17 protein-coding genes and 1 pseudogene are annotated in these 22,766 nt (G+C 58.4%); 6 read left to right on the top strand and 12 right to left on the bottom strand.

What is annotated here, in order from left to right; genetic code table 11:
- The 6 genes and pseudogenes from GH656_RS06510 to GH656_RS06485 form a co-directional block, all read right to left on the bottom strand.
- Positions 1–1,238, bottom strand: a pseudogene (locus GH656_RS06510) (fimbrial protein).
- Between the two features lie 156 nt (positions 1,239–1,394).
- Complete coding sequence (locus tag GH656_RS06505) at positions 1,395–2,753, bottom strand: type II and III secretion system protein family protein (RefSeq protein ID WP_153075125.1); 1,359 nt, start codon at positions 2,751–2,753, stop codon at positions 1,395–1,397.
- Between the two features lie 131 nt (positions 2,754–2,884).
- Positions 2,885–3,799: a Flp pilus assembly protein CpaB gene (gene cpaB, locus GH656_RS06500; protein WP_153075124.1), complete on the bottom strand. Its 915-nt coding sequence runs from the start codon at positions 3,797–3,799 to the stop codon at positions 2,885–2,887.
- Positions 3,800–3,893: 94 nt separating this feature from the next.
- Positions 3,894–4,334: a TadE/TadG family type IV pilus assembly protein gene (locus tag GH656_RS06495; protein ID WP_174769775.1), complete on the bottom strand. Its 441-nt coding sequence runs from the start codon at positions 4,332–4,334 to the stop codon at positions 3,894–3,896.
- Positions 4,335–4,372: 38 nt separating this feature from the next.
- Positions 4,373–4,873, bottom strand: a complete 501-nt coding sequence (locus GH656_RS06490) for an A24 family peptidase (protein WP_153075122.1) — start codon at positions 4,871–4,873, stop codon at positions 4,373–4,375.
- Positions 4,874–5,035: 162 nt separating this feature from the next.
- A complete protein-coding gene (locus GH656_RS06485; protein WP_153075121.1) occupies positions 5,036–5,248 on the bottom strand; it encodes a Flp family type IVb pilin in 213 nt (70 codons plus the stop codon).
- 528 nt (positions 5,249–5,776) lie between these two features.
- On the opposite strand from GH656_RS06485, the gene GH656_RS06480 reads away from it, so the two are divergent.
- The 4 genes from GH656_RS06480 (at position 5,777) to GH656_RS06465 (ending at position 10,563) form a co-directional block, all read left to right on the top strand.
- Positions 5,777–6,067 (top strand): hypothetical protein, encoded by a 291-nt coding sequence (locus tag GH656_RS06480; RefSeq protein WP_153075120.1) that lies wholly within the window; start codon positions 5,777–5,779, stop codon positions 6,065–6,067.
- A 341-nt stretch (positions 6,068–6,408) separates the two neighbouring features.
- Positions 6,409–7,953: a collagen-like triple helix repeat-containing protein gene (locus GH656_RS06475; protein ID WP_153075119.1), complete on the top strand. Its 1,545-nt coding sequence runs from the start codon at positions 6,409–6,411 to the stop codon at positions 7,951–7,953.
- Positions 7,954–8,230: 277 nt separating this feature from the next.
- Positions 8,231–9,916: a ShlB/FhaC/HecB family hemolysin secretion/activation protein gene (locus GH656_RS06470; protein ID WP_153075118.1), complete on the top strand. Its 1,686-nt coding sequence runs from the start codon at positions 8,231–8,233 to the stop codon at positions 9,914–9,916.
- 158 nt (positions 9,917–10,074) lie between these two features.
- Positions 10,075–10,563, top strand: coding sequence for a DUF2147 domain-containing protein (locus GH656_RS06465; protein WP_153075117.1), 489 nt, complete (start codon positions 10,075–10,077; stop codon positions 10,561–10,563).
- A 96-nt stretch (positions 10,564–10,659) separates the two neighbouring features.
- Here the strand turns inward: GH656_RS06465 and GH656_RS06460 are convergent, their stop codons facing one another.
- From GH656_RS06460 to typA, 6 genes are all read right to left on the bottom strand, one after another.
- Positions 10,660–11,100: a transposase gene (locus GH656_RS06460; protein WP_153075116.1), complete on the bottom strand. Its 441-nt coding sequence runs from the start codon at positions 11,098–11,100 to the stop codon at positions 10,660–10,662.
- 125 nt (positions 11,101–11,225) lie between these two features.
- Positions 11,226–12,323 (bottom strand): cell division protein ZapE, encoded by a 1,098-nt coding sequence (gene zapE, locus GH656_RS06455; RefSeq protein ID WP_153075115.1) that lies wholly within the window; start codon positions 12,321–12,323, stop codon positions 11,226–11,228.
- 88 nt (positions 12,324–12,411) lie between these two features.
- Positions 12,412–13,842 carry a dihydrolipoyl dehydrogenase gene (gene lpdA / locus GH656_RS06450; protein WP_153075114.1) on the bottom strand — a complete coding sequence of 477 codons (1,431 nt, stop codon included), beginning with the start codon at positions 13,840–13,842 and terminating at the stop codon, positions 12,412–12,414.
- An 86-nt stretch (positions 13,843–13,928) separates the two neighbouring features.
- On the bottom strand, positions 13,929–15,200 hold the full coding sequence (odhB, locus tag GH656_RS06445; RefSeq protein ID WP_153075113.1) for a 2-oxoglutarate dehydrogenase complex dihydrolipoyllysine-residue succinyltransferase: 1,272 nt from the start codon (positions 15,198–15,200) through the stop codon (positions 13,929–13,931).
- A 107-nt stretch (positions 15,201–15,307) separates the two neighbouring features.
- Positions 15,308–18,169, bottom strand: a complete 2,862-nt coding sequence (locus tag GH656_RS06440; protein WP_153075112.1) for a 2-oxoglutarate dehydrogenase E1 component — start codon at positions 18,167–18,169, stop codon at positions 15,308–15,310.
- A gap of 270 nt (positions 18,170–18,439) precedes the next feature.
- Positions 18,440–20,266, bottom strand: coding sequence for a translational GTPase TypA (gene typA, locus GH656_RS06435; protein WP_153075111.1), 1,827 nt, complete (start codon positions 20,264–20,266; stop codon positions 18,440–18,442).
- A 374-nt stretch (positions 20,267–20,640) separates the two neighbouring features.
- On the opposite strand from typA, the gene GH656_RS06430 reads away from it, so the two are divergent.
- Positions 20,641–21,153: a MarR family winged helix-turn-helix transcriptional regulator gene (locus GH656_RS06430; protein WP_153075110.1), complete on the top strand. Its 513-nt coding sequence runs from the start codon at positions 20,641–20,643 to the stop codon at positions 21,151–21,153.
- A 52-nt stretch (positions 21,154–21,205) separates the two neighbouring features.
- Complete coding sequence (locus GH656_RS06425) at positions 21,206–22,729, top strand: efflux transporter outer membrane subunit (RefSeq protein ID WP_153075109.1); 1,524 nt, start codon at positions 21,206–21,208, stop codon at positions 22,727–22,729.
- Positions 22,730–22,766 lie beyond the last annotated feature (37 nt).

Genomic DNA, 22,766 nt, shown 5'->3' with positions numbered 1-22,766 from the left:
CTATGACCGCTTGTGGGAAGGTGGAAGAAAACGCCTGAGCGCATCCAGCGCCCCGCTTGCGCGCGCGGAGGACGTGAGTGCTGTGCCGCCCAGGCGTTCCAGCAACGGTTCAAGGGCGCGGACATAGGCATCCCGCGTTGAGGTCTCAGCCAGCAGATGGCCGTGATTGGCCGCCTGGCCCAGCGCCACCCGGCGCTCGGGCAGGCTCGCCAGCAAAGGCAGGCCCAGGCGCTGGGCAATCTGTGGCGCAGCCAGACTCAGCTCCGGATCGTATTTGTTCACGATCAGTTGCACCTTGGCGACCTCGGGCAGGTCAGCGCGCAGCGCCTCCAGCGTGTCAGCGGCGGAGATCACCGAAGCCACGCCCTGGTCGCACACCAGCCATGCTTCGTCGGCGGCTTGCACCACGTGAGCGATAAATTCACGATTCGAAAAACCACCCAGATCGACAATCTGCTGGTCAAAAAACGCCCGCAGGCGGTTCAGCAGATTGATCGACGCGGCATACGACACAGTGCGCATCTCTGCCAGATCGGCGGGCAGTGTCGTCAGCGCCAGGCCGCTGGCGTGATGCGACAGCGCGGTGTGGACAAAAGTCTGGTCGAAACGGCGCAGATTGCGCACCGCCGTGACGAAATCGAATTCGCTGCGGGTATCGAGCAGCAGCGCGCCATCACCGGCTGGCAAGCCCAAATCCAGCAGCGCCGCCTGCCGCCCTTGCGCCACTCCGCGCCGGTGCAATAGCACCGCCAGATTGGCCGCCAGCGTGCTCACCCCCATGCCGACCCGCGCGCCCAGCACAACCGTCAGGCGGCCATGGCGGCTCACGGGCTCGATCTGGTGCGCCAGCACTTGCTGGGTAATGCGTAACGCGTCTGCCTCCGGGCCGCTCAGATCAATGAAATCACGCACTCCCGCACGCAACGCCGCGAGCGCGCTTTCCGGCTCGTTGAGCAAGCCCAGCGCAATCACCTGCAACCCAGGATAAGCCGTGCGCACCGCGTTTACAGCAGCGCTGGCCGCCGCCCCCTGGCCGGCCGAAAAATCAATGAACACCAGCGCTGGGTTCAGCGTGGCAATGCGTTGCTTGAGCAACGCCGGTTCAAGCGTCACCGCGTCCATCGTGCCAGCGGACGCCAGAACCCGGGCCAGCCACTGGACAGGCCCCCGTTTGGCGAGGCGAGCACGAAACAATCGCTCAGCACGGTTTCAGTCAACGGACTGGTTCTCGCATTCATCTCGAACATCCTTCAGCGGCCTCCGCACCGTCATCACGTAGCACACCGGATGATTTGCCTCAGTCTGACTGTCACGGGCTAAGCCCCCTGCCGCACGTGCTAGACGGAACACCACACTCGCGTCCTGGCCGCGCCGCACCATCGCCCCACGCGCACTCATCGGGAAAACCCCGGCACCAGCGTGCGCGGCGCGGCCGCCCCGCCTATCAACGCCCGCCACACTGGCGCATTGCGCTGCTCAGACTGCTCGCCCGGCGTCATGGGCAGCACCGCGCCCTTCGCCAGCGGCGACACCAGATGCGGGGTCACGATAATCACCAGCTCTTTGTCGTTTTGCTGGTAATTCAGCTGTTTAAAAAACGTGCCGATGACCGGTAGATCACCCAGCAACGGCACCTTGCTCACGTTCGACGCCGTCTCCCGGTCGATCAGCCCGCCAATCACGAAGCTCTCGCCATCGCCTAGCTCTACCGTCGTATCCGCGCGCCGTGTCGTGATCGCCGGCACCGAGATGCTGTTCACCGTCACCGCATGCACGAAGTCCAGCTCGCTGGCTTCGGGCGCGACCTTGAGCGCGATGCGCTGCGGGCTTAACACCGTTGGCGTCACGGTCAGGCCAATGCCATACGGTTTGTACTGAATCGAAGTGGAACCCAGCGCTTCCGGCACGGGCACTGGAATCTCGCCGCCCGCCAGAAAGCTCGCGCTCTGCCCGGAGAGCGCGACTAACGTGGGTTCCGCCAGAATGCGGGCGAGATTGTTGCTCTCCATCAGGCTCAGGTTGGTGAAAATGCCCGAGGAGGCGTAGTTGAAAACCAGGTTGAAAGCCGACGAGATCGGCGTGCCAAGCGCCGGCAGCGTGCCCGTCGCCACCCCTGTAGGCGAGGCAGGAGCAAACGAACCGAACGAAAAACCGTTGCTGCTCTGGCGAAAAAAATTAAAACCGATCTGCTTGAGCACCGAGCGGCTAAATTCCACCACCCGCACATCCACCTGCACCACCGCCCGCGAAGCAACCGTCGAGACATCCGCCACGGTGCCATCCTTGCCTTGCATGCCGCTGGCGGCGGCCACCGCACGCTGATGGGTTTCCATCGTCGGCGTCGAACCGGAAATCAGCGTGGTGTTGCCCAGCACCTTGACCGCGGGAGCATTGCCGCCCAGCAGCGCGTGCGCGGCGCGCGTCGTCACATTGACGGTATAGGTGCGCGGCGGCGCGTCATTGCGCGGCCACAGCATCACATTCGTCGTGCCCGCCGACTTACCCACCAGCAGCAAACCGCCCCGCTTGTCGCCACGCAACACCAGCACATCCGCGACGCTCGGGTCACCCACGGCGATGCGTTGCGGCATGAATCCCGTGGCCAGCGTCTGTTGCGCCCCAACCGCGAGTTCAAGTGTCGTGCCTGCGGCTTCGTCGGCCCAGCCCGGCGCAGCCGCCCCACCCAGCAGGACAACCAGCGCCAGCGCACCGCGCCGCAACACCACCTCGAAGGCCAGAATTTGTTTTTTCATTGTGTTGTTTTGTTATAGCGGCGCTCAGGATCACCGCCCTCTCCCTGAAACCAGAACCGAAAGCAGAACTCAGCTCACACCCCATCCTCTATCAGGCGTTACCAAGCGCGTTACCAGGCGCGTTACAGGCATTACCAGGCGACGGTTTCCGCCCGCCCCGCGCGAATCACCTCGATACCCCCCGCAGCACGCGGCGCTCTCGGCGCGCGCGTCACAGACGAGCCCGGGTGCGCGCCCCCTGCCAGCGCATCCAGCGCCACGCCCGCCGCCGCTTGCGTCGACACATCCTGCAACGCACCTTGCCCGGTGGTTTTCAGCACACCGGGAAGCGCAGCAAACGCTCGTGGATCAACCACGTCTTCATCTTTTGGATTACGCAGCGCCAGTAGCAGACGACCGTTGGCCTCCGCCAGCGCGAGCCGGGTGATCTCGCTCATCGGCACCGCCAGCACTGCCGTGCGGGCCATGGCGTTCGGCTCATTCTGCTCAGGCGTCGTGCTGCCAGTAACCGTGGTGTTGCCAAACGTCAGCACCTGAATCTTCGATAGCAGCAAGCGCGCCTGGGTCTGATCGACTTCCGCCCCGCCGGTGACCCCCGCCCCCGGCTCACGCTTGAGCGTGAAAAACACATCGACGACATCGCCCGGCCGCACGCGATTACCTACCGCATTCGTTTCATCGACGCGCACCGCAATCGCGCGCTGCCCCGGCTGAATGTCCTCAGCCAGCCCCGACGACAGTTGCACTTCGAACACCGGTGCCGCAGCCCCGATATCCGCCACCGGCACGCGGCCAACGAGCGCGGCCGCATCGGCAAATGCGCCATCGGGATGAACTGGCAGCGGCTGGACCCGCAGCGCATCGAGCGTAATCGGCTTGCCCGCAGGCAAAGGACGTGTAGTGAGCACCACCGGAAACGTCACCTGAGCCAGCGCCGGAGCAGCAACAGGTGGCGCTGGCCGACGCGCCAGCATCCACGCCACGAGCCCCAGCAGCAGTGCCAGGACGATCAGCACACCAGCGACGATTCGAGTCAGATGCGGCATGACGGATGCTCTATTTCTATCGAGTGGAATAAACCCAGGATGCGTGCACCACGGCGGGCACAAGCGATGGGCGGATGAAATCGGGCAAGAGCGCTCACAGCAGATATCCCGGATTAAGCTGCACCACGGCGCTGCTCGACAGCACGGCGGGCAAAGCCAGACTCAGCAGTGGCAGCGTTGGCACCAGCGGTTTGCCCGCGTAGTTGTAGGTCAGCGTGACTTGCACGCATTGCATCGCGGCATTAGAAGCGCATGCCGCGGGTGTCGCCACGCAACTAGCGTAGCGCCCGGCCAGCCAGCCGACCGTTCCGGTGGCGGCGCTACAGGCGGCACTGGCGCGAGCTGCGAGTGCCGTGGGAACGTCTTTCGCCTTCTGATAATTGAGCGCGGCGCGCGCACCTTCTTCGGCGGCCAGCGTCAAGCTCTGCTGCGCGACGAAGATCAGGCTGAACGTGACAACCCCGTACAGGATCAGGAAAAACAGCGGAAAAATCATGGCGAACTCCACCGCCGTGCTGCCACGCATGCGCGGCATGGAGGGCCTGGAGCCGTACCACGTGAACGAAGGCCGGGTCATGACACCACGCCCGTGACAAATTGCACCGCCAGCCAGGCCAGCGCGGGCACGGTCAGGCAAGCGGCATAAGGCGTGGAACGCCGGCCCGCCAGCGCAAAGGTCGGTGCCGCCCGCCGCCCGCCCCATGCGACATGGGGACGTGCGGCCAGCAACAACGCCATCGCATGCACCCCAGCGGCCAGGCTGGCGGCCACCCATAAACCGAGCAATGGATGCATCCCGCACCAGGCACCCAGCACCGCGAACACCTTGACGTCGGCAGCGCCCATCACGCGCAGCACAAAAAACGGCAGCAGCGCGACCAGACCAACCGCCGCGCCTAACAAGGCCTCGCCGGGAGCAAGACCAAATGGATTGAGATGAAGCAGCGTGCTTGTCATTGCCACAGCAAAGCCCGCGATAACCAGGGCATTGGGAATCCGCCGGCTGCGGCAATCGCACACCGCCACGGCTATCGCCCAGGCTACAAAGAGAACGCTGCTGAAGTGCACATCCATGTTTCACTCAACTGGCAGAACAATCCGCCTGAAACGCTCATTCGCATGCGCGTCAGGCGGATTAATGGCAGATTATTGACAGTAAATAACCTGGCTAGCCGGATCATTTAAACCAGGTTAACCCAGCTTAATAACCAGCGCTGAATCATTGCACCTATTGGCCTAGCCGCCACCGGTTCCGCCCCCTGTGCCACCGCCGCCTGCGGTGCCGCTCGGCAAGGCGCTTGCAACCGCATTAAAGGTAGAAACAATCGCGGTTTTTACGCCGGTCGTCGCAGTGACGATACCGACAGCGATAATCCCCGCAATCAGACCATATTCAATGGCCGTGACACCCTTGTTTTCTGTCAGAAAACGTTTGACGATATTTTTCATAAATCCCCCGAAACTGATGAAAATATATAACAGACGCACGCTGTCAGGCGCAGCACATTAGTCAGCGAGCAAATCCTCATTACTGCCTTCATGCTTTAACACGATACGTCTGACGCACTACAGCAGATTACGTTTTATGCAGCCTGATAGCTTCCCCGATATTGCCCCCTTCTTTTAATAATTACCCCGATTCCTGAAGCCACCTTTATTTATTAGTTATTATTTTTAATTCAATTTAAAATTTTTCGTATTCACAGAGGTATCTGCGACGAGAAATGTGTGTACCCGATGTGCGTACCCGTTTTGTACCCGATGAATTCGATGCAGTGCGGCATGAGAATGCCTGAAACCCAATGCCCGCGGAACTTGGGCAGCCCACGCCAGGTTGTAGCGCTCTCCGGCCAATCGTGATACTGAGCCGGAACAACTCATCAAATGTGTCAGACATTTTCCGCCCCCGGAAATTTATGCCGATTCCTGCTACGGCACCCTGTTGCTCTCTAGTGTTGATTACCTTGATAAATCTTCATGGCTTGCGTTGCAGCAGCAAACATACGCCATGCAGCACAGGCAATTTCGATTCTTAATTCTTGCGCGGATGCTCAGAATTTTATTCAAAACCAGCCGCTGCGCAACAAAAAAATTCATTTTTCTTGCCGTAGATTACTTGCTGCAAATATCCCGATACCCAGCCCAGATCCCAGCTTTATAGTTCAGCAATCTTTTTTAAGCAATCTTTCCGAACCTCGCTCACTCAATTTAATTGTCGCCACGCAACATGGAGAAAGATTAGTCCTAAAAAATGCACTGCACACATAGGACTAACCATAAGTCAGCACCGTTGCGCATCTGCGACACAGATAAAAATCAGCTCATTTTCATTCGCCTAAAAAAATACACAATTAATTACCCGTTACGCATCGCCACGTAACATTCCATCGGGTTCGTTACGTTACGTCAGCGCTTAAAAATTGATTTATCTGACTAACTCAACCATATTTCATTAAATAAAAATATGCGTAGCAATTTATCCAATCCTTACTGCGTCTGAGATTTACCGGTTTTCATGCTTTTTCTCGATCGGCGGCAATGGAACTGGCACAGCTATTGCAGATAGTCATGCGCGGCACCATTCCACAACAAAGCGATACGAGGGCAACATGAACACTCAAACTACTTTCAGCGTGTTACGGGCAACGATGATTACTGCAGCCGTAACAGCCATGCTTTCACTCGCCGCCTGCGGCGGCTCGGGAAGCCTAAGCTCAGGAACCGGCGCGAAAGGCGCTGGCACGATTACAACTGGCGGTGGCGATACCAACACAGGCACAGGCGGAGGTTCGGGTGGTGGTTCAGGCGGCGGCTCCGGTGGTGGTTCGGGTGGCGGCTCTGGCGGCGGTTCAGGTGGTGGCGGAGGCGGTTCAGGCGGTAACGGCGGCGGCACTGCATCAGCCAATCCGGTAGGCCTGGTCGTAGCCAAATCAGGTGGCGTGGTCTCTGACGTGGGCACAGCAGTCTCGGGCGTTGGCACGGTCATCGCCTCGCAAACCCTGCCCGGCGTTAATCCCGCCACCACTCAAGCAGCGGGCGGCATCGTGCAGCACGTCGGCGGTGCCGTCTCAACCCTGGGCAATGGCGTAGCGCAAGGCCTCGGGCAACTAGGTGCCAGCACCAACCCCGTCGGCGTCACACTAGCCAGTGTGGGCGGTGCGGTGGGTGAAGTAGGTGGCGCCGTCTCCAGCACGGGCAACCTGGTGAGAAGTCTCGGCAGCGGGCCACTCGCCCCGTTAGCTCCGCTAACTACACCGCTGGGCGGCCTCGTCGATACGCTCGGCGGCGTCGTGACAAACGGTGGCGGCACGCTCACCACCGCGCTCTCAACCGGCCCAGTCCAGCAAGTCACCCAAACACTCAGCACAGCCATTACGCCCATCACATCGCTCGTGGCGAACACCACGCAGACCGTCGGCAACGTCACCGGCCTTGGCGCACCGCTCAATGGACTCCTCGCAGGCGTCGGCGGCACGCTGATGAAAACCGGCAGCCTCGTTTCGTCAACCGGCAACAATCCCATCACCAGCGGCGTGGGCAATCTCACATCAGATAGCGGCAAAGCCATCGCCTCCGTGGGTGGCCTGCTAACTGGCGGCACCGGAACGAACCCACTAGCACCGGTCACCGGGTTGCTTAGTGGCTTGACTGGCGGAGCTAGCGGCACGACCGGCAGTGGCCCGCTGGCTCCCATAACTGGGCTGCTCAGTGGTTTGACGGGTGGCTTGACCGGTGGTGCGGGCGGCGCAACGGGCAGCGGCCCGCTCGCTCCGGTCACAGGATTGCTGAGTGGCGTGACCGGCGGCTTGACAAGCGCGGTTGGCGGCAGCAGCGCTGGCGGTACTGGTCCACTGGCACCGGTCACCGGATTGCTCTCCACCGTGACAGGCACGCTAACGAGTGCCACAGGCGGCGCTAATAGCCCGCTAGCACCGGTTACCGGGCTGCTCACGGGCGTGACCAACGCAGTCGGCAGCCTAGGTGCCGCACCCGCACCGGCCCCGACGAGCACCACAACGACCTCTACCGGCTCTGTCAACGCAGGCATCTCGCTGACAGCAAGCAGCGGTGGCAGCAGCAATGCAGCCGGTCCGCTATCAGGCGTCACCTCTCTGGTTGGTGGTCTGCTTGGCGGTCTCACAGGGAAGAAATAAAGCTTGGTGATACAGCACACGGATCGCACGCAACATCGCGCGATCCGTGTGTCTTCAAGCTCTATTCAAGTGATTCGCATAACGTAAGGCCGCACCTGTCGCCGGGTGCGTCAGCGCGCTGATAAAACGCATATAGCAACAACAGCAGACACACAAATAGAGCACGTGACGCCACCGCTGCCCGCATGGCAGTATGCGTCCAGCCACATAAGCGAGCACGCTGCCAGGCCAGGCGGCATCGCTCGCACAACAAGAACGGCCAACGAGGACACAGCCGATGAAACTCGGGTACAAAACATGGACCGTGTTACTGGCAATCACGGCAGCCAGCACAGCGCAAGCGCAAACCCGCCCAGCCATCAGCGGCAATCCCCTGGATGCCCTGCCGCAAATCAAGGCACCAGAGAAAGGGCCGAACGTGACCGTTCAGGTGCAACCCCAGGCGCCCCAGTTGCAAGAGCTACTCGCACGGCATCTGACACCCAGCAAGATTGAGCTCGAAGGGGTGAACAGCATCCCCTTCAACGACGTCGCGCAACGCTTTACACCGCTCATCGGCAAAGACATCACCGTAGGCGAGCTGATCGATATGGCCAATGGCATAACACGCCTTTATCAGGATCGGGGCTATGCGTTGTCGTTTGCCTTTGTTCCGGCACAAAACTTCGACCATGGCGTAGTGCGCATTACCGTGGTGGAAGGCTACGTCGCCGAAGTAAAGATCAGCGGCAATCCGGGGGCCACCGAAGCACGGATACAGGCAATTGCCGCGCACATCCGCGCGGACCGCCCATTACGGCGCGCGACCTTCGAGCGCTACATCAATACGCTAGGCCTGCTGCCCGGAATCAAGGTCGCGGCCAACGTCCCGCCACCGCAAAACACCGATGGCGCCACCACCCTGGAGCTGAAAGTTGAGCGCAAGGCCGTCAATCTCAGCACGGGTATCGACTTCAACCACCCAGGCGTCCAGGGCCTGATTACCGCCACCGAGAACGGCCTGACCTCGCTTGGTGAGCAGCTCAGCGTCTCCGCCCTGCTGCCGAAGGGACGTGACAATCAAACCTATCTGGCGGCACAGGCAACGGTGCCCATTGGCAGCAACGGGCTCATCGGCAAAATCAACGCGACGCACTATCGTGGCAATCCGGTGGATAACCCGGGCCTGCCAAACTATGTGCAACGCACTGTGATTAACGACAAAATCATCGGTTCGCTGGCTTATCCCATCTTGCTGAGCAATACCCAAAGCTTGCTAGGCACAGTGAGCGGCTATGCCTCGCACGATGAAGACCGCTTCCAGAACCAGATCAATGGCGCGCAAATCGGCCTGAGCTCGCAAATCCGCGTGCTCCAGCTACAAGGCGACTACACCCGCGTACAACCCGGCCAGGTGCAGCGCGCGAGCCTGAATCTCGCCAAGGCATTCAATATTCTTGGAGCATCGAAAACGGGGGAGTCGAATATTCCCGGTGTGGTGACCACCAACCCGGTATCACTGACATTCGTGCGTGCGGGCGCAACGGTTTCTCAAACCAATGAATGGCCCCTCAAGCTCGGCACGGCCATCGCGCTGACGGGCCAGTACAGCCCCGAGACGCTGCCCACCTCCGAGCAGATTTCATTTGGCGCGCAACGCTTTGCCCAGGGTTACCAGCCGGGAGAAACCTCTGGTGACTCCGGCTGGGCGGCCTCATTCGAGCTCAATCGCGCCTTTACGCCAGGCTTCACCTATCTGCGTACCTTCACCCCCTATGTTTCATTCGACATGGCGCGGGTCTACCTGCATGCGGGGACCACATCACCGTCCCGGCTTGCATCGTTTGCGCTGGGGTTTCGTATTTCGGATGCGAAGTACTACAGCCTGGATCTGTCGATCGCCAAGCCTGTAGCGGATGCGCCAGTAGAAAGCCCATCACGTAGCCCTCGGGTTAACGCGACGTTTTCCTACCAGTTGAACTAAATAGCGGACGCGCAACTAGCCAGTCTAGAGGCACCACTAACAGACGCGGGAGCGGGTTTCACGTATTCTGCCCGTGGCTTGAAAACCTCGGCTTGCACAGCCACGCCAGCAGCTCGACTCAGATCGCAGCGACTTCTACCATCCTCCAGGAGGAAGACATGATGCATTTCACCCAGCAGGCGTGCGCCCGGCTGACCCAGACCATGAAACGCGCAGCGCTGGCAAGCGTGCTGCTTGCCAGCGCTGCCAGCGTTCTGGCGCAAACCTTGAGCCCCATTGGCACCTGGCAAACCATTGACGACCATACCGGCCAGCCAAAAGCGCTGGTCCAGATTTCACAGGATGGCGATGGCACGCTCAGCGGCAAGGTGCTTAAAGGATTAGGTGCCAACAATCAGCCTGAACGACGGTGCACCGCCTGTACCGACGCGCGCAAGGATCAGCTGATTCTCGGAATGACGATCATCAACGGCATGAAAAAAACCGGGGATGGTGTATGGAACGAGGGCCTGATTCTCGACCCTGAAAACGGCAAGCTCTACAAATGCAAAATGCATCTGGAAGACGGGGGGCAAAAGCTCGTGGTACGGGGATATATCGGCATGCCACTGCTAGGCCGGTCGCAGACATGGATTCGTCAACCATAAACCCGGCAAATTGCACAGACGAAAAAAAACCGGCCAGGCAACGTGAGTTGCTGGCCGGTTTTTGTCATGGCTGGTATCAATTCGTTCTGCCACCCATCATGCTGCATATTTAAACGATGTTGCGTAATCAAACACCGCTGGAGTGCCCGACTGCGGCGCATATCCAGTAGCAGGCGTTGCTGGTACAGCACCATCAGCGGCAGGCTGTTTTTCTTCCAGTTGGTGATTGCGCATGCGCGCTTGCATGGTGTTGCAGAGTTCTTCGCTAGCCTCACCAAACAGCTGGTCTGTTACGCGCTTCAGAACACCTGACTCATGCCATGCCTTGAAGCGGCGGTGGCACGTTTGATACGACGGGTACTTGCGCGGCATCGCAGACCAGGTGGCACCGCTGTACATCACCCAAAGCACGCCATTCAGTACGGAACGGGTATTGGCCAGTGGACGGCCACGCAATTCAGAACGGGGACGCAGTTCCGGAAGCAACGGTGCTACACGTTGCCATTCTTCATCAGTAATATCGCGGTGAGGTGTCATTTGGATTCTCCTTCGTCAAAAAGCATGACGAGAAGATATCAAGCGCCCTATAGTCCAGATATAAGATGATTCTGAATATTGAAATAAGGCTTTCAGCCCGCGCGTTCAAATAACCGGTTCCAGTCTTACGTCAGCGAGGTGTCCACTAGCCGTCGCGGTGCGTCCAGATACGCTTTCGACTGCATTTCTACAATACGTGACACCGTGCGGCTAAATTCATTCGCCATCGGTCCATCCACGTACAGTTGATCTGCCGCCACCGCAGACGACATCAGCAACTTGACCTTATGGTCGTAAAAAACGTCGATCAGCCACGTGAAGCGGCGCGCTTCGGATGACATACGGGGTGTCATCTGTGGCACACCCGACAAAATCACCGCATGAAAACGGCTCGCCAGTTCGAGGTAATCATTCTGCGAACGTGGACCGCCGCACAACGTCGCAAAATCAAACCAGACAACGCCACCCGCACGCCGCAGCGCTTTCAGTTCGCGCTGTTCGATATGCAGCAGCGGGCTTTCGTCGGGCACCTCCGCGAGACGCAGGAACGCGCTGCGCAAGGCCTTGTCGGCAGCCGCCCCAAGCGGCGTGTGATACATCGTGACTTGCGCCAGCGTCTGCTGCCGGTAATCCACGCCCGCATCCACATTAATCACATCCAGCTTTGACTTGAGCAGCTCAATGGCGGGCAGCATCCGGTCACGATGCAGGCCATCAGGATAAAGCGTGTCGGGTTCGTAGTTGGAGGTCATCACAAACTGCACGCCATTCTTGAAGAGCCGGTCTAGCAGGCGATACAGGATCATCGCGTCGGCAATATCCGATACGTGAAACTCATCAAAACAGATCAGCCGGTAACGGCGCGCGATCCGGCGAGCAAGTTCGTCAAGCGGATCGGCCTGCCCTTTCAGTTCTTCGAGCTGGCGATGCACCTCGCGCATGAACTCATGAAAATGCAAACGCGTCTTGCGCTGCACCGGCACCACGGTAAAGAAACTGTCCATCAAGAAACTTTTGCCCCGCCCCACTCCGCCCCACAGATAAATACCGCGCGGCAGTTCAGGGTGAACAATCAGTTTTTTGAGCACATTGGAGCGGCGTGCCTTGTACCTCACCCATTCGTCATAGCACTGCTGTAGCCGCTCGACTGTCGCCCGTTGTGCCGGATCGGACTGGTAGCCGCGTTTTCGCAGTTCGTTTTCGTAGTATTCGGTGACGTTCATCGCGCACAGGAAAAAAGAAGGCGGGCGGGATTCAACCCGCCCGCCTTGATGAATTGATGCCAGCGCACAGCGCGCCAAGCCTCAATGCTTACATGTTCAGCGCGCGCTTGTCGACTGCCAGCGCCGCTTCACGCATCACTTCAGATAACGACGGATGCGGATGGCAAATGCGTCCGATGTCTTCTGATGCAGCCTTGAACTCCATCGCCACCACCGCTTCAGCGATCAGATCTGAAGCATTCGCCGAAATGATATGCACACCGAGCAATTCATCCGTTTTGGCATCAGCAATCATCTTGACGAAGCCTTCCGCCTTGTTCATGCCCAGCGCACGGCCGTTAGCCATAAACGGAAACTGGCCAGTCTTGACTTCACGGCCTTCGGCCTTGAGCTGCTGCTCCGTCTTGCCCACCCACGCAATTTCCGGCTCGGTGTAAATCACCCACGGAATGCAGTTGTAGTCGATATGCGGCTTCTGGCCATCAATAATTTCCGCCACCAGCACGCCTTCGTCTTCCGCTTTGTGCGCCAGCATCGGGCCGCGCACCACATCGCCAATCGCATAGACACCTGGCACGCTGGTCGCGCAATGCTCGTCGACCTCGATGAAACCGCGCTCGCCCGCCTTCAGGCCAATCGCTTCAAGACCCAGGTTGTCGGTGTTCGGCACCCGGCCAACCGAAACGATCAGGCGTTCGGCTTCCAGCGTCTGGGCGTTGCCGTCCTTATCCGTGTAGGCAATCGAAACGCCGTTGTCACCAGTCTTCACTTCACCGATCTTGACGCCCAGATGAATCTCGAGGCCCTGCTTCTTGAACTGCTTCGCCGCTTCCTTCGCCAGCGCCTGATCGGCCGCGCCAAGAAACTCCGGCAACGCTTCGAGCACGGTGACCTCAGCGCCCAGACGACGCCAGACCGAACCCAGCTCCAGGCCAATCACGCCTGCGCCAATCACCGCGAGCTTCTTCGGCACGGTAGCGAAGTTCAGCGCGCCTTCGTTGTCGGCCACAATTTTGTTGTCGACCGGAATCGACGGCAGATGGCGCGCCTTCGAGCCGGTGGCGATAATCACGCTTTTCGCCGTGACGATCTCGCTCTCGCCTTCTCCGCTGACTTCGATCTGCACGCCAGCCTCCGTTTTACCGGTGAACTTGCCATGGCCTTTGAGCCAGGTGATCTTGTTCTTGCGAAACAGGAACTCGATGCCCTTCGTCATTTTTTCGACAATGCCGTCTTTGCGCGCCAGCATTTTCGTCACGTCGAGCTTCACGTCAGCCACTGAAATACCGTGATCGGCCAGGTGATGCGACGCATTTTCAAATTCTTCCGACGAAGCCAGCAACGCCTTCGACGGGATACAGCCAACATTCAGGCACGTGCCCCCGAGCTTCAGTGCGCCAGCCGGATTACGCCATTTTTCGATACAGGCCACTGTCTTGCCTAACTGAGCTGCGCGAATCGCCGCGATATAGCCGCCAGGACCAGCGCCAATCACTACGACATCAAATTCCTTGGACATAACCATCCCTTTTGATGACAAAGCCAGGAGCGCCACCTAATGGCACGCCTGGCCCTGATACAAGTCAATGCGATAAACCGTTCGAATTACAGGTCAAGCAGAAGACGAGCCGGATCTTCCAGTGCATCTTTCATCGCTACCAGCGACAGCACGGCTTCACGGCCGTCGATGATCCGGTGGTCGTAGGACAGCGCCAGATAGTTCATCGGGCGAATCACGATCTGGCCGTTTTCGACCACGGCGCGCTCTTTCGTTGCGTGAACCCCGAGGATGGCCGACTGCGGCGGGTTGATGATCGGCGTCGACAACATCGAGCCGAACACGCCACCGTTAGAGATCGAGAACGTGCCACCAGTCATTTCTTCGATCGACAGTTTGCCGTCCTTCGCTTTTTGACCGAATTCAGCAATTTTCTTTTCGATATCAGCAAGGCTCAGTTGATCCGCATTACGCAGGATCGGTACCACCAGGCCACGCGGCGAACCCACCGCGATACCAATATCAAAGTAACCGTGATAAACGATGTCGTTGCCGTCGATCGACGCATTCACCAGTGGGAATTTTTTCAGTGCATGCACCGCTGCCTTGACGAAGAACGACATAAAACCCAGCTTCACGCCGTGTTCTTTCTCGAACTTGTCCTTGTACTTGCCCCGCAGCGCCATCACGGGTGCCATGTTCACTTCATTGAATGTCGTGAGAATGGCGTTGGTTTGTTGCGATTCAAGCAAACGCTCCGCAATCCGGGCCCGCAGACGCGACATCGGCACGCGCTGCTCCGGGCGATCCTTCAGCAACGCATCAGCCGAAACCGGTGCCTTGACGTCCGGCAGTGCAGCCCGGGCAGGCTTCGCTGCTGGAGCGGGCGCTGGTGCCACAGGCTTGCTGGCCGGTGCGGCCTGGCCTGCGCCCAGCACGTCGCCCTTGGTAATGCGTCCGTCACGTCCGGTGCCACCGACATCGCCAGATGTCAGGTTTTTCTCTGCCATCAGCTTGGCCGCAGCGGGCGATGCCGCGGTGCTGGCACCCGCTACCGGCGTGGTCTGAGCTGCGGCTGGCGCATCGGCTTGCGGTACAGGCTTGACTTCCGCCTCGACCGCTGCCGCGCCTGCTGTGCCTTCGGTATCAATCCGGGCAATCACTTCATCAGCCACCACGGTATCGCCGTCGTTTCTGATGACTTGCGCCAGCACGCCAGCTGATGGCGCGGGAACTTCGAGCACCACCTTGTCGGTCTCGATTTCGATGAGAATTTCGTCTTGTGCAACCACCTCGCCGGGCTTCTTCTTCCACTGCAGCATGGTGGCTTCCGAAACTGATTCGGAGAGCTGTGGGACCTTGACTTCAACGATAGCCATAATAATTTTCCTGAATACGTATCGGGTGACAGCACACCGTATGTGAAGCACATACGCGCATCCAGGTGAGCCGGAAAACACCATGTTTTCCGGCTCACCCGTCGCAGTTATTTAACGATTGACGCACTCTTGAGGCGTCCAAACGCGCCTTCGATCAGTGCTTTTTGTTGCTCGTAATGCTTCGCGTAGTAGCCCACCGCAGGCGAAGCCGAAGCCGGGCGACCGCTATAGGCCAGCTTCTGTCCGTCTTTCATGCCTTCTTTCAGGTGGTGTTCGATGTAGAACCACGGGCCTTGATTTTGCGGCTCGTCCTGAACCCAGACGATCTCGGTGGCGTGGTCGTACTTCTTCAGCTCTGCCTCGAACTGCTTGTGCGCGAACGGATAAAGCTGCTCGATGCGGAAAATCGCCACATCGGTCGCCTGCACTTCACGACGATGCGCAACCAGGTCGTAATAAACCCGGCCCGAACACACCAGAACACGCTTGACCTTTTTCGCTTCAATCGTCGCATCCACTTCACCCAGCACTGGCTGGAATGAACCTTTGGCGAATTCAGACAGGTCGGACACCGCTTCCTTGTGACGCAACAACGATTTCGGCGTGGCTACGATCAACGGCTTGCGGAACAGGCGGATCATCTGGCGTCGCAACAGATGGAAAATCTGTGCGGGCGTCGTCGGTTGAACCACTTGCATATTGTGCTCAGCACACAGTTGCAGGAAACGCTCGATACGCGCCGATGAGTGTTCCGGGCCCTGCCCTTCATAGCCATGCGGCAACAACATCGTCAAACCGGACACACGGCCCCATTTGACCTCACCCGATGAGATGAACTGGTCAATCACCACCTGCGCGCCATTAACGAAGTCACCAAACTGCGCTTCCCATGCAACGAAGGTATTCGGCTCAGCCGTTGAGTAACCGTATTCAAAACCCAGCACCGCCTCTTCCGACAGCACCGAATCAATCACGGTGAACTTCGCCTGGCCTTCTGCGATATTTTGCAGCGGCACATACGTGCCATCGTTCCAGCGTTCACGGTTCTGATCGTGCAAAACAGCATGACGGTGAGTAAAGGTGCCGCGGCCCGAATCCTGCCCCGTCAAGCGCACGGCGTAGCCTGAGGCAACCAGCGAAGCAAACGCCAGATGTTCACCCATGCCCCAGTCGAGCTTCGCTTCACCCCGGCCCATCGCGCGGCGATCATTGATAACACGCTCAACCAGCGGATGCACCTTGAAGTTTTCTGGAATTGTCGTGATGCGTTCAGCAAGGCGTTTGAGTTCCGCGAGCGGAACTGCGGTATCAGCAGCGTCCGTCCATTTGCGATTCAGGAACGGCACCCAGTCAACCGCGTACTTGCTCTTGTAGTTCGACAGCACCGGATCAACCGTCTGATGCCCTTCGTCCATGATCTTGCGGTATGCCTTGACGAAGGCCTCGGCATCGTCCGGAGCAATCACGCCTTGCTGCACGAGTTTTTCCGCATACAGCGCGCGGGTGCCCGGATGCTTCGCAATGGTCTTGTACATCAACGGCTGGGTCACGGCTGGCGTGTCCTGCTCGTTGTGGCCAAGCTTGCGGAAGCAGACGATATCCACCACGACGTCTTTGTGGAACTGCATCCGGTAGTCAATCGCAATCTGGGTCGCCAGCACCACGGCTTCAGGATCATCGCCGTTGACGTGCAGCACCGGTGCCTCAATCATCTTCACCACGTCTGAGCAATACAGCGTCGAGCGCGCGTCGCGCGGGTCGGACGTAGTAAAGCCGATCTGGTTGTTAATGACGATATGCAGCGTGCCGAACGTGCCGTAACCACGTGTCTGCGCGAGATTAAGCGTTTCCATCACCACGCCCTGACCGGCAAACGCCGCGTCACCGTGGATCTGCACCGGCAGCACTTGCAAGCCGTTGTCGTCGCCACGGCGGTCCATCCGGGCCTTGGCTGAGCCTTCGACCACCGGGTTGACGATTTCGAGGTGTGACGGATTGAAGGCAAGCGACAGGTGAACCGGGCCGCCTTCAGTTGAAACATCCGATGAAAAACCTTTGTGATACTTGACGTCGCCTGCGGGCAAATCGTCAACGTGCTTGCCTTCAAATTCAGCAAAAAGGTCCGCAGGCATTTTGCCAAGCGTATTGACCAGCACATTCAGACGGCCACGGTGGGCCATCCCGATGACAATTTCCTGCACGCCATTCGCGCCGGCATGACGCACGACCTCATCCATCGATGCGATGAAGCTCTCGCTACCTTCGAGGGAGAAACGCTTTTGGCCGACATATTTGGTGTGCAGAAAACGCTCAAGACCTTCAGCTGCGGTCAGGCGCTTCAAGATGTGTTTTTTCTTGTCTGCGGTGAAATTCGGTGTGGAGCGGATGGATTCGAGCCGCTCTTTCCACCAGCGCTTTTGCTCTGGATCGCTCAGGTACATGTACTCGGCACCAATCGTGCCGCAATACGTATCACGCAGCGCCTTGACGATATCGCGCAGTGATGCCTGTTCGAAACCAAAGTAAAGATTATTGGCGTTGAACGTCTGGTCCATATCGGCTTCAGAGAAGTCGTAGAACGCAGGTTCAAGTTCGGGAATAGCGGGACGTTCGCGGCGCTTCAGGGGATCAAGATTGGCCCATTGCGAGCCAAGAAAACGATATGCGCCAATAAGTGACTGGACGTAAACCTGCTTGCGCGCCGTCTCCAGATCTTCGCCACCGCCTGTAGCACGCGGAATGAACGCGTTGGCTTTGGCCCGTTGGGCAAACGATTCGACAATTGGACCATGGGCGACATCGTTGACGCCGCTGCCATCAGTGGCAGGGACGTTCTGCAACGCATCGAAATAATCACGCCATGTATCCGGCACTGAAGCCGGATTGTCGAGATACGCTTCGTACAGTTCTTCAACGTACGGAGCATTGCCGCCGAACAGATAGGAGTTCAGCTGGAGTTGCTTCATCATATATTTACGCTCACCTTTCTTCGAGTTTCTCGAAAAATAGCGGGTTACTCAACCTTCCGCGACACGGCCTGACCGTTTAGCGGATTGCGCGAATCAAGTCTTGCTTGGAAGGACCTAAGGCATGCATCTGGCGGAGCATAGCACAGAACATATACTCCAGATAGCAGGGGCTGCAACATGCTCAATGCATCACGCGAAAATTCGCCCAAAAAACAAAAGCCACTCTAAAAGCGGCTTTTGTTCACTACGCATTAATTGAAAAAACGGCGGTTAATCCGCACCGCTTTCACGGCTGGCACGGCGGCGCTCGTGTTCCTTCAGATGACGCTTGCGCAAACGAATCGACTGAGGTGTGACTTCAACCAGTTCATCTTCATCGATGAATTCGACGGCGTATTCGAGTGACATCTGAATCGGCGGCACAAGGCGCACCGCTTCATCGGTACCAGACGCACGAACGTTGGTCAGTTGCTTACCCTTGATCGGGTTCACCACCAAGTCGTTGTCACGGCTATGGATACCAATAATCATCCCTTCATACAGCGCATCGCCCGGCTTGACGAACATCCGGCCGCGATCTTGCAGCTTCCAGAGCGCATAAGCCACGGCCGCGCCATCATCCTGCGAAATCAGCACGCCGTTACGGCGCTCACCCAGCGAGCCTTCCTTGACCGGCGCATATTCGTCGAACACATGGCTCATCAGCCCAGTACCGCGCGTCAACGTCAGGAATTCGCCCTGAAAACCGATCAGGCCACGTGCCGGGATACGGTATTCCAGGCGGGTACGGCCACGGCCGTCTGACGCCATGTCGAGCATTTCGCCCTTGCGCCGACCCAGCTCTTCCATCACCCCGCCTTGATTCACATCTTCAAGGTCGACAGTCAGCAATTCATACGGCTCGTGCTTCACGCCGTTCACTTCATGCAGCACCACGCGCGGACGCGACACAGCCATTTCATAGCCTTCGCGGCGCATGTTTTCGATCAAGATGGTCAGATGCAATTCGCCACGGCCTGATACTTCAAACACGGTTTCGTCGCCGGTGTCTTTCACCCGCAACGCCACGTTGTGATTCAGCTCTTTCATCAGACGGTCGCGGATCTGGCGGCTCGTCACGAACTTGCCTTCCTTGCCAGCGAGCGGCGACGAATTGACGAGGAAGTTCATCGTCAGCGTCGGTTCGTCGACGGTAATCATTGGCAGTGCTTCTGGCGCTTCCGGCGCGCAGATCGTCGCGCCAATACCGACTTCTTCGATGCCGTTAATCAACACAATGTCGCCGGCTTCAGCCGATTCCACCTGCACCCGCTCCAGCCCGCGGAACGACAGCACCTGGTTGATCTTGCGGTTCAGAACCTCGCCTTCCGGGCCAAAGCGGATCACAACCTGCTGGCCTGGCTTGATACGGCCGCGCGTAATCCGGCCCACGCCAATACGGCCCACGTAAGTCGAGAAATCAAGGGAAGTGATTTGCAGTTGCAGCGGACCATCCGGATCAGCCGGACGGACTGGAACGTGCTCAAGGATCGCCTCGAACAGCGGACGCATATTGCCCTCGCGCACATCGGGCGTAAGCCCTGCGTAACCATTCAGCCCCGATGCGTAAATGATCGGGAAATCGAGTTGCTCTTCAGTTGCGCCAAGCTTGTCGAACAGATCGAAGGTCTGGTTGATAACCCAGTCGATTCGTGCGCCCGGGCGGTCAATTTTGTTGATGACAACAATCGGCTTCAAGCCAAGCGCCAACGCCTTTTTGGTTACGAAGCGGGTTTGCGGCATCGGGCCTTCTACCGCATCCACCAGCAGCAGCACCGAATCGACCATCGACAACACCCGCTCCACTTCGCCACCAAAATCAGCGTGGCCGGGGGTATCGACAATATTAATGTGGGTGCCTTCGTATTCAACCGCACAGTTTTTGGCAAGAATCGTGATGCCACGTTCTTTTTCGATGTCGTTTGAATCCATCACGCGCTCAACCATTTGCTGGTTCTCGCGGAAGGTGCCGGACTGGCGAAGCAGTTGGTCGACCAGTGTGGTCTTGCCGTGGTCAACGTGGGCAATGATGGCGATATTACGTAAGGCGCGGGTCATAGGAAACCTGGAAGACAGTTGATGAGTGCGCCGGATACGACTGCGGCTATTGCGTTCGCGGAAAAAAACTATCTGCCGCTGCTACATGACTGCCGTTTCATTTCAGACAGGAAACCATGAAGCCCAAAGCGCACTTTTGGGAACCCGGCATTGTAGCACGCCTATCCCTGTAAACCCCAAGCCATGTTCCAGCGCGCTTGCCACGCCAGCATCCGCCGGTTTTCCCGCGCCATCGAGCCAGAACCAGCTAACCCGCCATGTAACACCTATCCCCTAAAACCACTTCCCGCCACCGGCAAGATAAAACTTGTCGCGTCAACTATTCGGCCCCTATAATCCTGCCCAGTCAATTATTGCGTTCGCACGTAAATTCCATGGATTCTGCCCCTACACCGCCCGAGGTCAGCGCATATCAGCTAGGCGAAAGCGTCGGCTATCTTCTGTCGCGCGTGAAATCGTCGATGTCGAATATGGTGACCCAACGCACTATGGCTGAGCTGGGCATCACCAGTACGCAAGGCAGCATCCTGTTCATGGTCGCCAGCGGCAAATGCCTGCTGGCCGCTGAATTAGCCCGCGAGTACGGTATCGACGCCAGCGCCGTCACGCGCCTGATCGACCGGCTGGAAAAACGTGGCCTGCTGACCCGCTTGCGGTGCCATGACGACCGTCGTGCCGTGCGCCTGGCACTAACGCCCGAAGGACATGCAATAGCAGCCCGGATGCCCGCGATTTTTACCGGCGTGATGGATAAACTGCTCAACGGTTTTACGCCCGAAGAAGTCGGTTTTCTGAAAAGCATGCTGCGCCGCGCGCTACTAAATAGCGGAGATCCAACCGGGCTGCTACGCGATTCAACCGCATCCAGCGAAAACAAAACGTCATAAATTAGTTGCAACGTCCATCATTACCCTTCACTCAAAAGCCAAGAGTCAAGCGATGAAATCCCTTTCCCTGACTGTACCTTCGCTCTCGCGCCAGGCCGCCATAGCTGTTGCGGTAACAGCGCTCGCCTTAGCGGGATGCGCGAACTACAGCGGTATCAAAAGCGACAAACAAATCGCCTCCGCCACGCAATATGAAGCCTCCCAAAGCCTGCCAGCGTCCGGTGGGCAGTGGCCCGTGCAAGACTGGGCCAGCCAGTTTGGCGATCCTCAGTTGTCGGCGCTGATTGCCGAGGCGCTGGACGGCAGCCCGTCCATTGCCCAAGCGCAGGCACGGCTGGCCAAAGCTTCTTCGTATATCGAAAGCTCGCGCTCCGCGCTCTTTCCCAAAATCACAGCGAACTACTCGTTTAACCGCGAACTCTACTCTGCCAATGCACTTTTCCCGCCGCCCTACGGCGGCACCTGGTTCAGCGAAAACAACGTGCTCGCCAGCGCTTCGTGGGATCTGGACCTGTGGGGTAAAAACCGCGAGCGCCTGGCTCAGGCTGTATCGCAGAAAAAAGCGGCTGAAGCCGACGTCCAGCAAGCTCGTGTCACGCTCGCCGCGTCAGTCGCCCGGACCTATAACCAGTTGGCACAGCTCTATGCGCTGCGTGATATCGCCCAACGCGAAATCGATAATCGCCTGACGATCGGCAAAATCACTAATGGCCGCGTCGCCGCTGGGCTCGACACCAATGTCGAACGACAAACCGCAACAGGCAATATCGCCACCAGCCAGGCCAATCTGACGGATCTCGATGGCCAGATCACGGTGGTGCGTTATCAACTAGGTGCGTTGCTGGGCAAAGGCCCTGATCGCGGCCTGCAAATTACCCAACCGGTCATGGGCGCAGGGAACACGGTTGCCCTGCCCGCCAATTTGCCAGCCGATCTCGTCTCACGGCGCCCGGATATCGTTGCCGCACGCTGGCAAGTCGAAGCGGCACTGCACGACGTCAAAGAAGCGAAAGCGGAATTTTTCCCGGACATCAACCTCGCCGCCGGATTTGGTTTTGATGCCTTTGGCTGGGGCAAATTTCTGAATTTCACCAGCCGCCAGGCACAGTTCAATCCAGCCATTCATCTGCCGATCTTCGATGCTGGGGCATTGCGCGCGCAACTCAAAGGCCGTTATGCCGACTTCGAACTCGACGTCGCCAACTACAACCAGTTGCTGATTAACGCATTGAGCGATGTTGCCACGCAGGTGTCCTCAATTCGCTCGCTTGACCAGCAATCGGGTGATGCACAGCGCGCGCTCGACGCTGCGAGCCGTGCCTACGAACTAGCCGTAGTGCGCTACAAGGCGGGGCTGTCACCGCAATTACAAGTGCTGTCCGCAGACCAGAGCCGTCTCGCCGCAGAAGAAACCGTTACCAACCTGAAGATGAAACGCCGCGACTTGCAGATCGGCCTCATCAAGGCATTGGGCGGCGGTTTCGACGCAACAGCGCTCAACCTCGCACAGCCGCCAGCCGAAACGACGGCTACCGTGAGCACCACGGCCACCTCGCCCACGCAACCAGCAAACTGAATCGCCTTCGGCCCTTCTGAATAAACGACGTCATCTG

The organism is Paraburkholderia bonniea (assembly GCF_009455625.1).
Lineage (GTDB): Bacteria > Pseudomonadota > Gammaproteobacteria > Burkholderiales > Burkholderiaceae > Paraburkholderia > Paraburkholderia bonniea.
Note: the sequence above shows the minus strand (reverse complement) of the source record. Positions and strands in the feature narration are given on the sequence as shown.

Excerpts from the sequence above, each read along its gene's own strand:
- GH656_RS06505 (WP_153075125.1), bottom strand. The coding sequence starts at position 2,753 with ATGAAAAAACAAATTCTGGCCTTCGAGGTGGTGTTGCGGCGCGGTGCG.
- cpaB (WP_153075124.1), bottom strand. The coding sequence starts at position 3,799 with ATGCCGCATCTGACTCGAATCGTCGCTGGTGTGCTGATCGTCCTGGCA.
- GH656_RS06495 (WP_174769775.1), bottom strand. The coding sequence starts at position 4,334 with ATGCCGCGCATGCGTGGCAGCACGGCGGTGGAGTTCGCCATGATTTTT.
- GH656_RS06490 (WP_153075122.1), bottom strand. The coding sequence starts at position 4,873 with ATGGATGTGCACTTCAGCAGCGTTCTCTTTGTAGCCTGGGCGATAGCC.
- GH656_RS06485 (WP_153075121.1), bottom strand. The coding sequence starts at position 5,248 with ATGAAAAATATCGTCAAACGTTTTCTGACAGAAAACAAGGGTGTCACG.
- GH656_RS06480 (WP_153075120.1), top strand. The coding sequence starts at position 5,777 with ATGGCTTGCGTTGCAGCAGCAAACATACGCCATGCAGCACAGGCAATT.
- GH656_RS06475 (WP_153075119.1), top strand. The coding sequence starts at position 6,409 with ATGAACACTCAAACTACTTTCAGCGTGTTACGGGCAACGATGATTACT.
- GH656_RS06470 (WP_153075118.1), top strand. The coding sequence starts at position 8,231 with ATGAAACTCGGGTACAAAACATGGACCGTGTTACTGGCAATCACGGCA.
- GH656_RS06465 (WP_153075117.1), top strand. The coding sequence starts at position 10,075 with ATGATGCATTTCACCCAGCAGGCGTGCGCCCGGCTGACCCAGACCATG.
- GH656_RS06460 (WP_153075116.1), bottom strand. The coding sequence starts at position 11,100 with ATGACACCTCACCGCGATATTACTGATGAAGAATGGCAACGTGTAGCA.
- zapE (WP_153075115.1), bottom strand. The coding sequence starts at position 12,323 with ATGAACGTCACCGAATACTACGAAAACGAACTGCGAAAACGCGGCTAC.
- lpdA (WP_153075114.1), bottom strand. The coding sequence starts at position 13,842 with ATGTCCAAGGAATTTGATGTCGTAGTGATTGGCGCTGGTCCTGGCGGC.
- odhB (WP_153075113.1), bottom strand. The coding sequence starts at position 15,200 with ATGGCTATCGTTGAAGTCAAGGTCCCACAGCTCTCCGAATCAGTTTCG.
- GH656_RS06440 (WP_153075112.1), bottom strand. The coding sequence starts at position 18,169 with ATGATGAAGCAACTCCAGCTGAACTCCTATCTGTTCGGCGGCAATGCT.
- typA (WP_153075111.1), bottom strand. The coding sequence starts at position 20,266 with ATGACCCGCGCCTTACGTAATATCGCCATCATTGCCCACGTTGACCAC.
- GH656_RS06430 (WP_153075110.1), top strand. The coding sequence starts at position 20,641 with ATGGATTCTGCCCCTACACCGCCCGAGGTCAGCGCATATCAGCTAGGC.
- GH656_RS06425 (WP_153075109.1), top strand. The coding sequence starts at position 21,206 with ATGAAATCCCTTTCCCTGACTGTACCTTCGCTCTCGCGCCAGGCCGCC.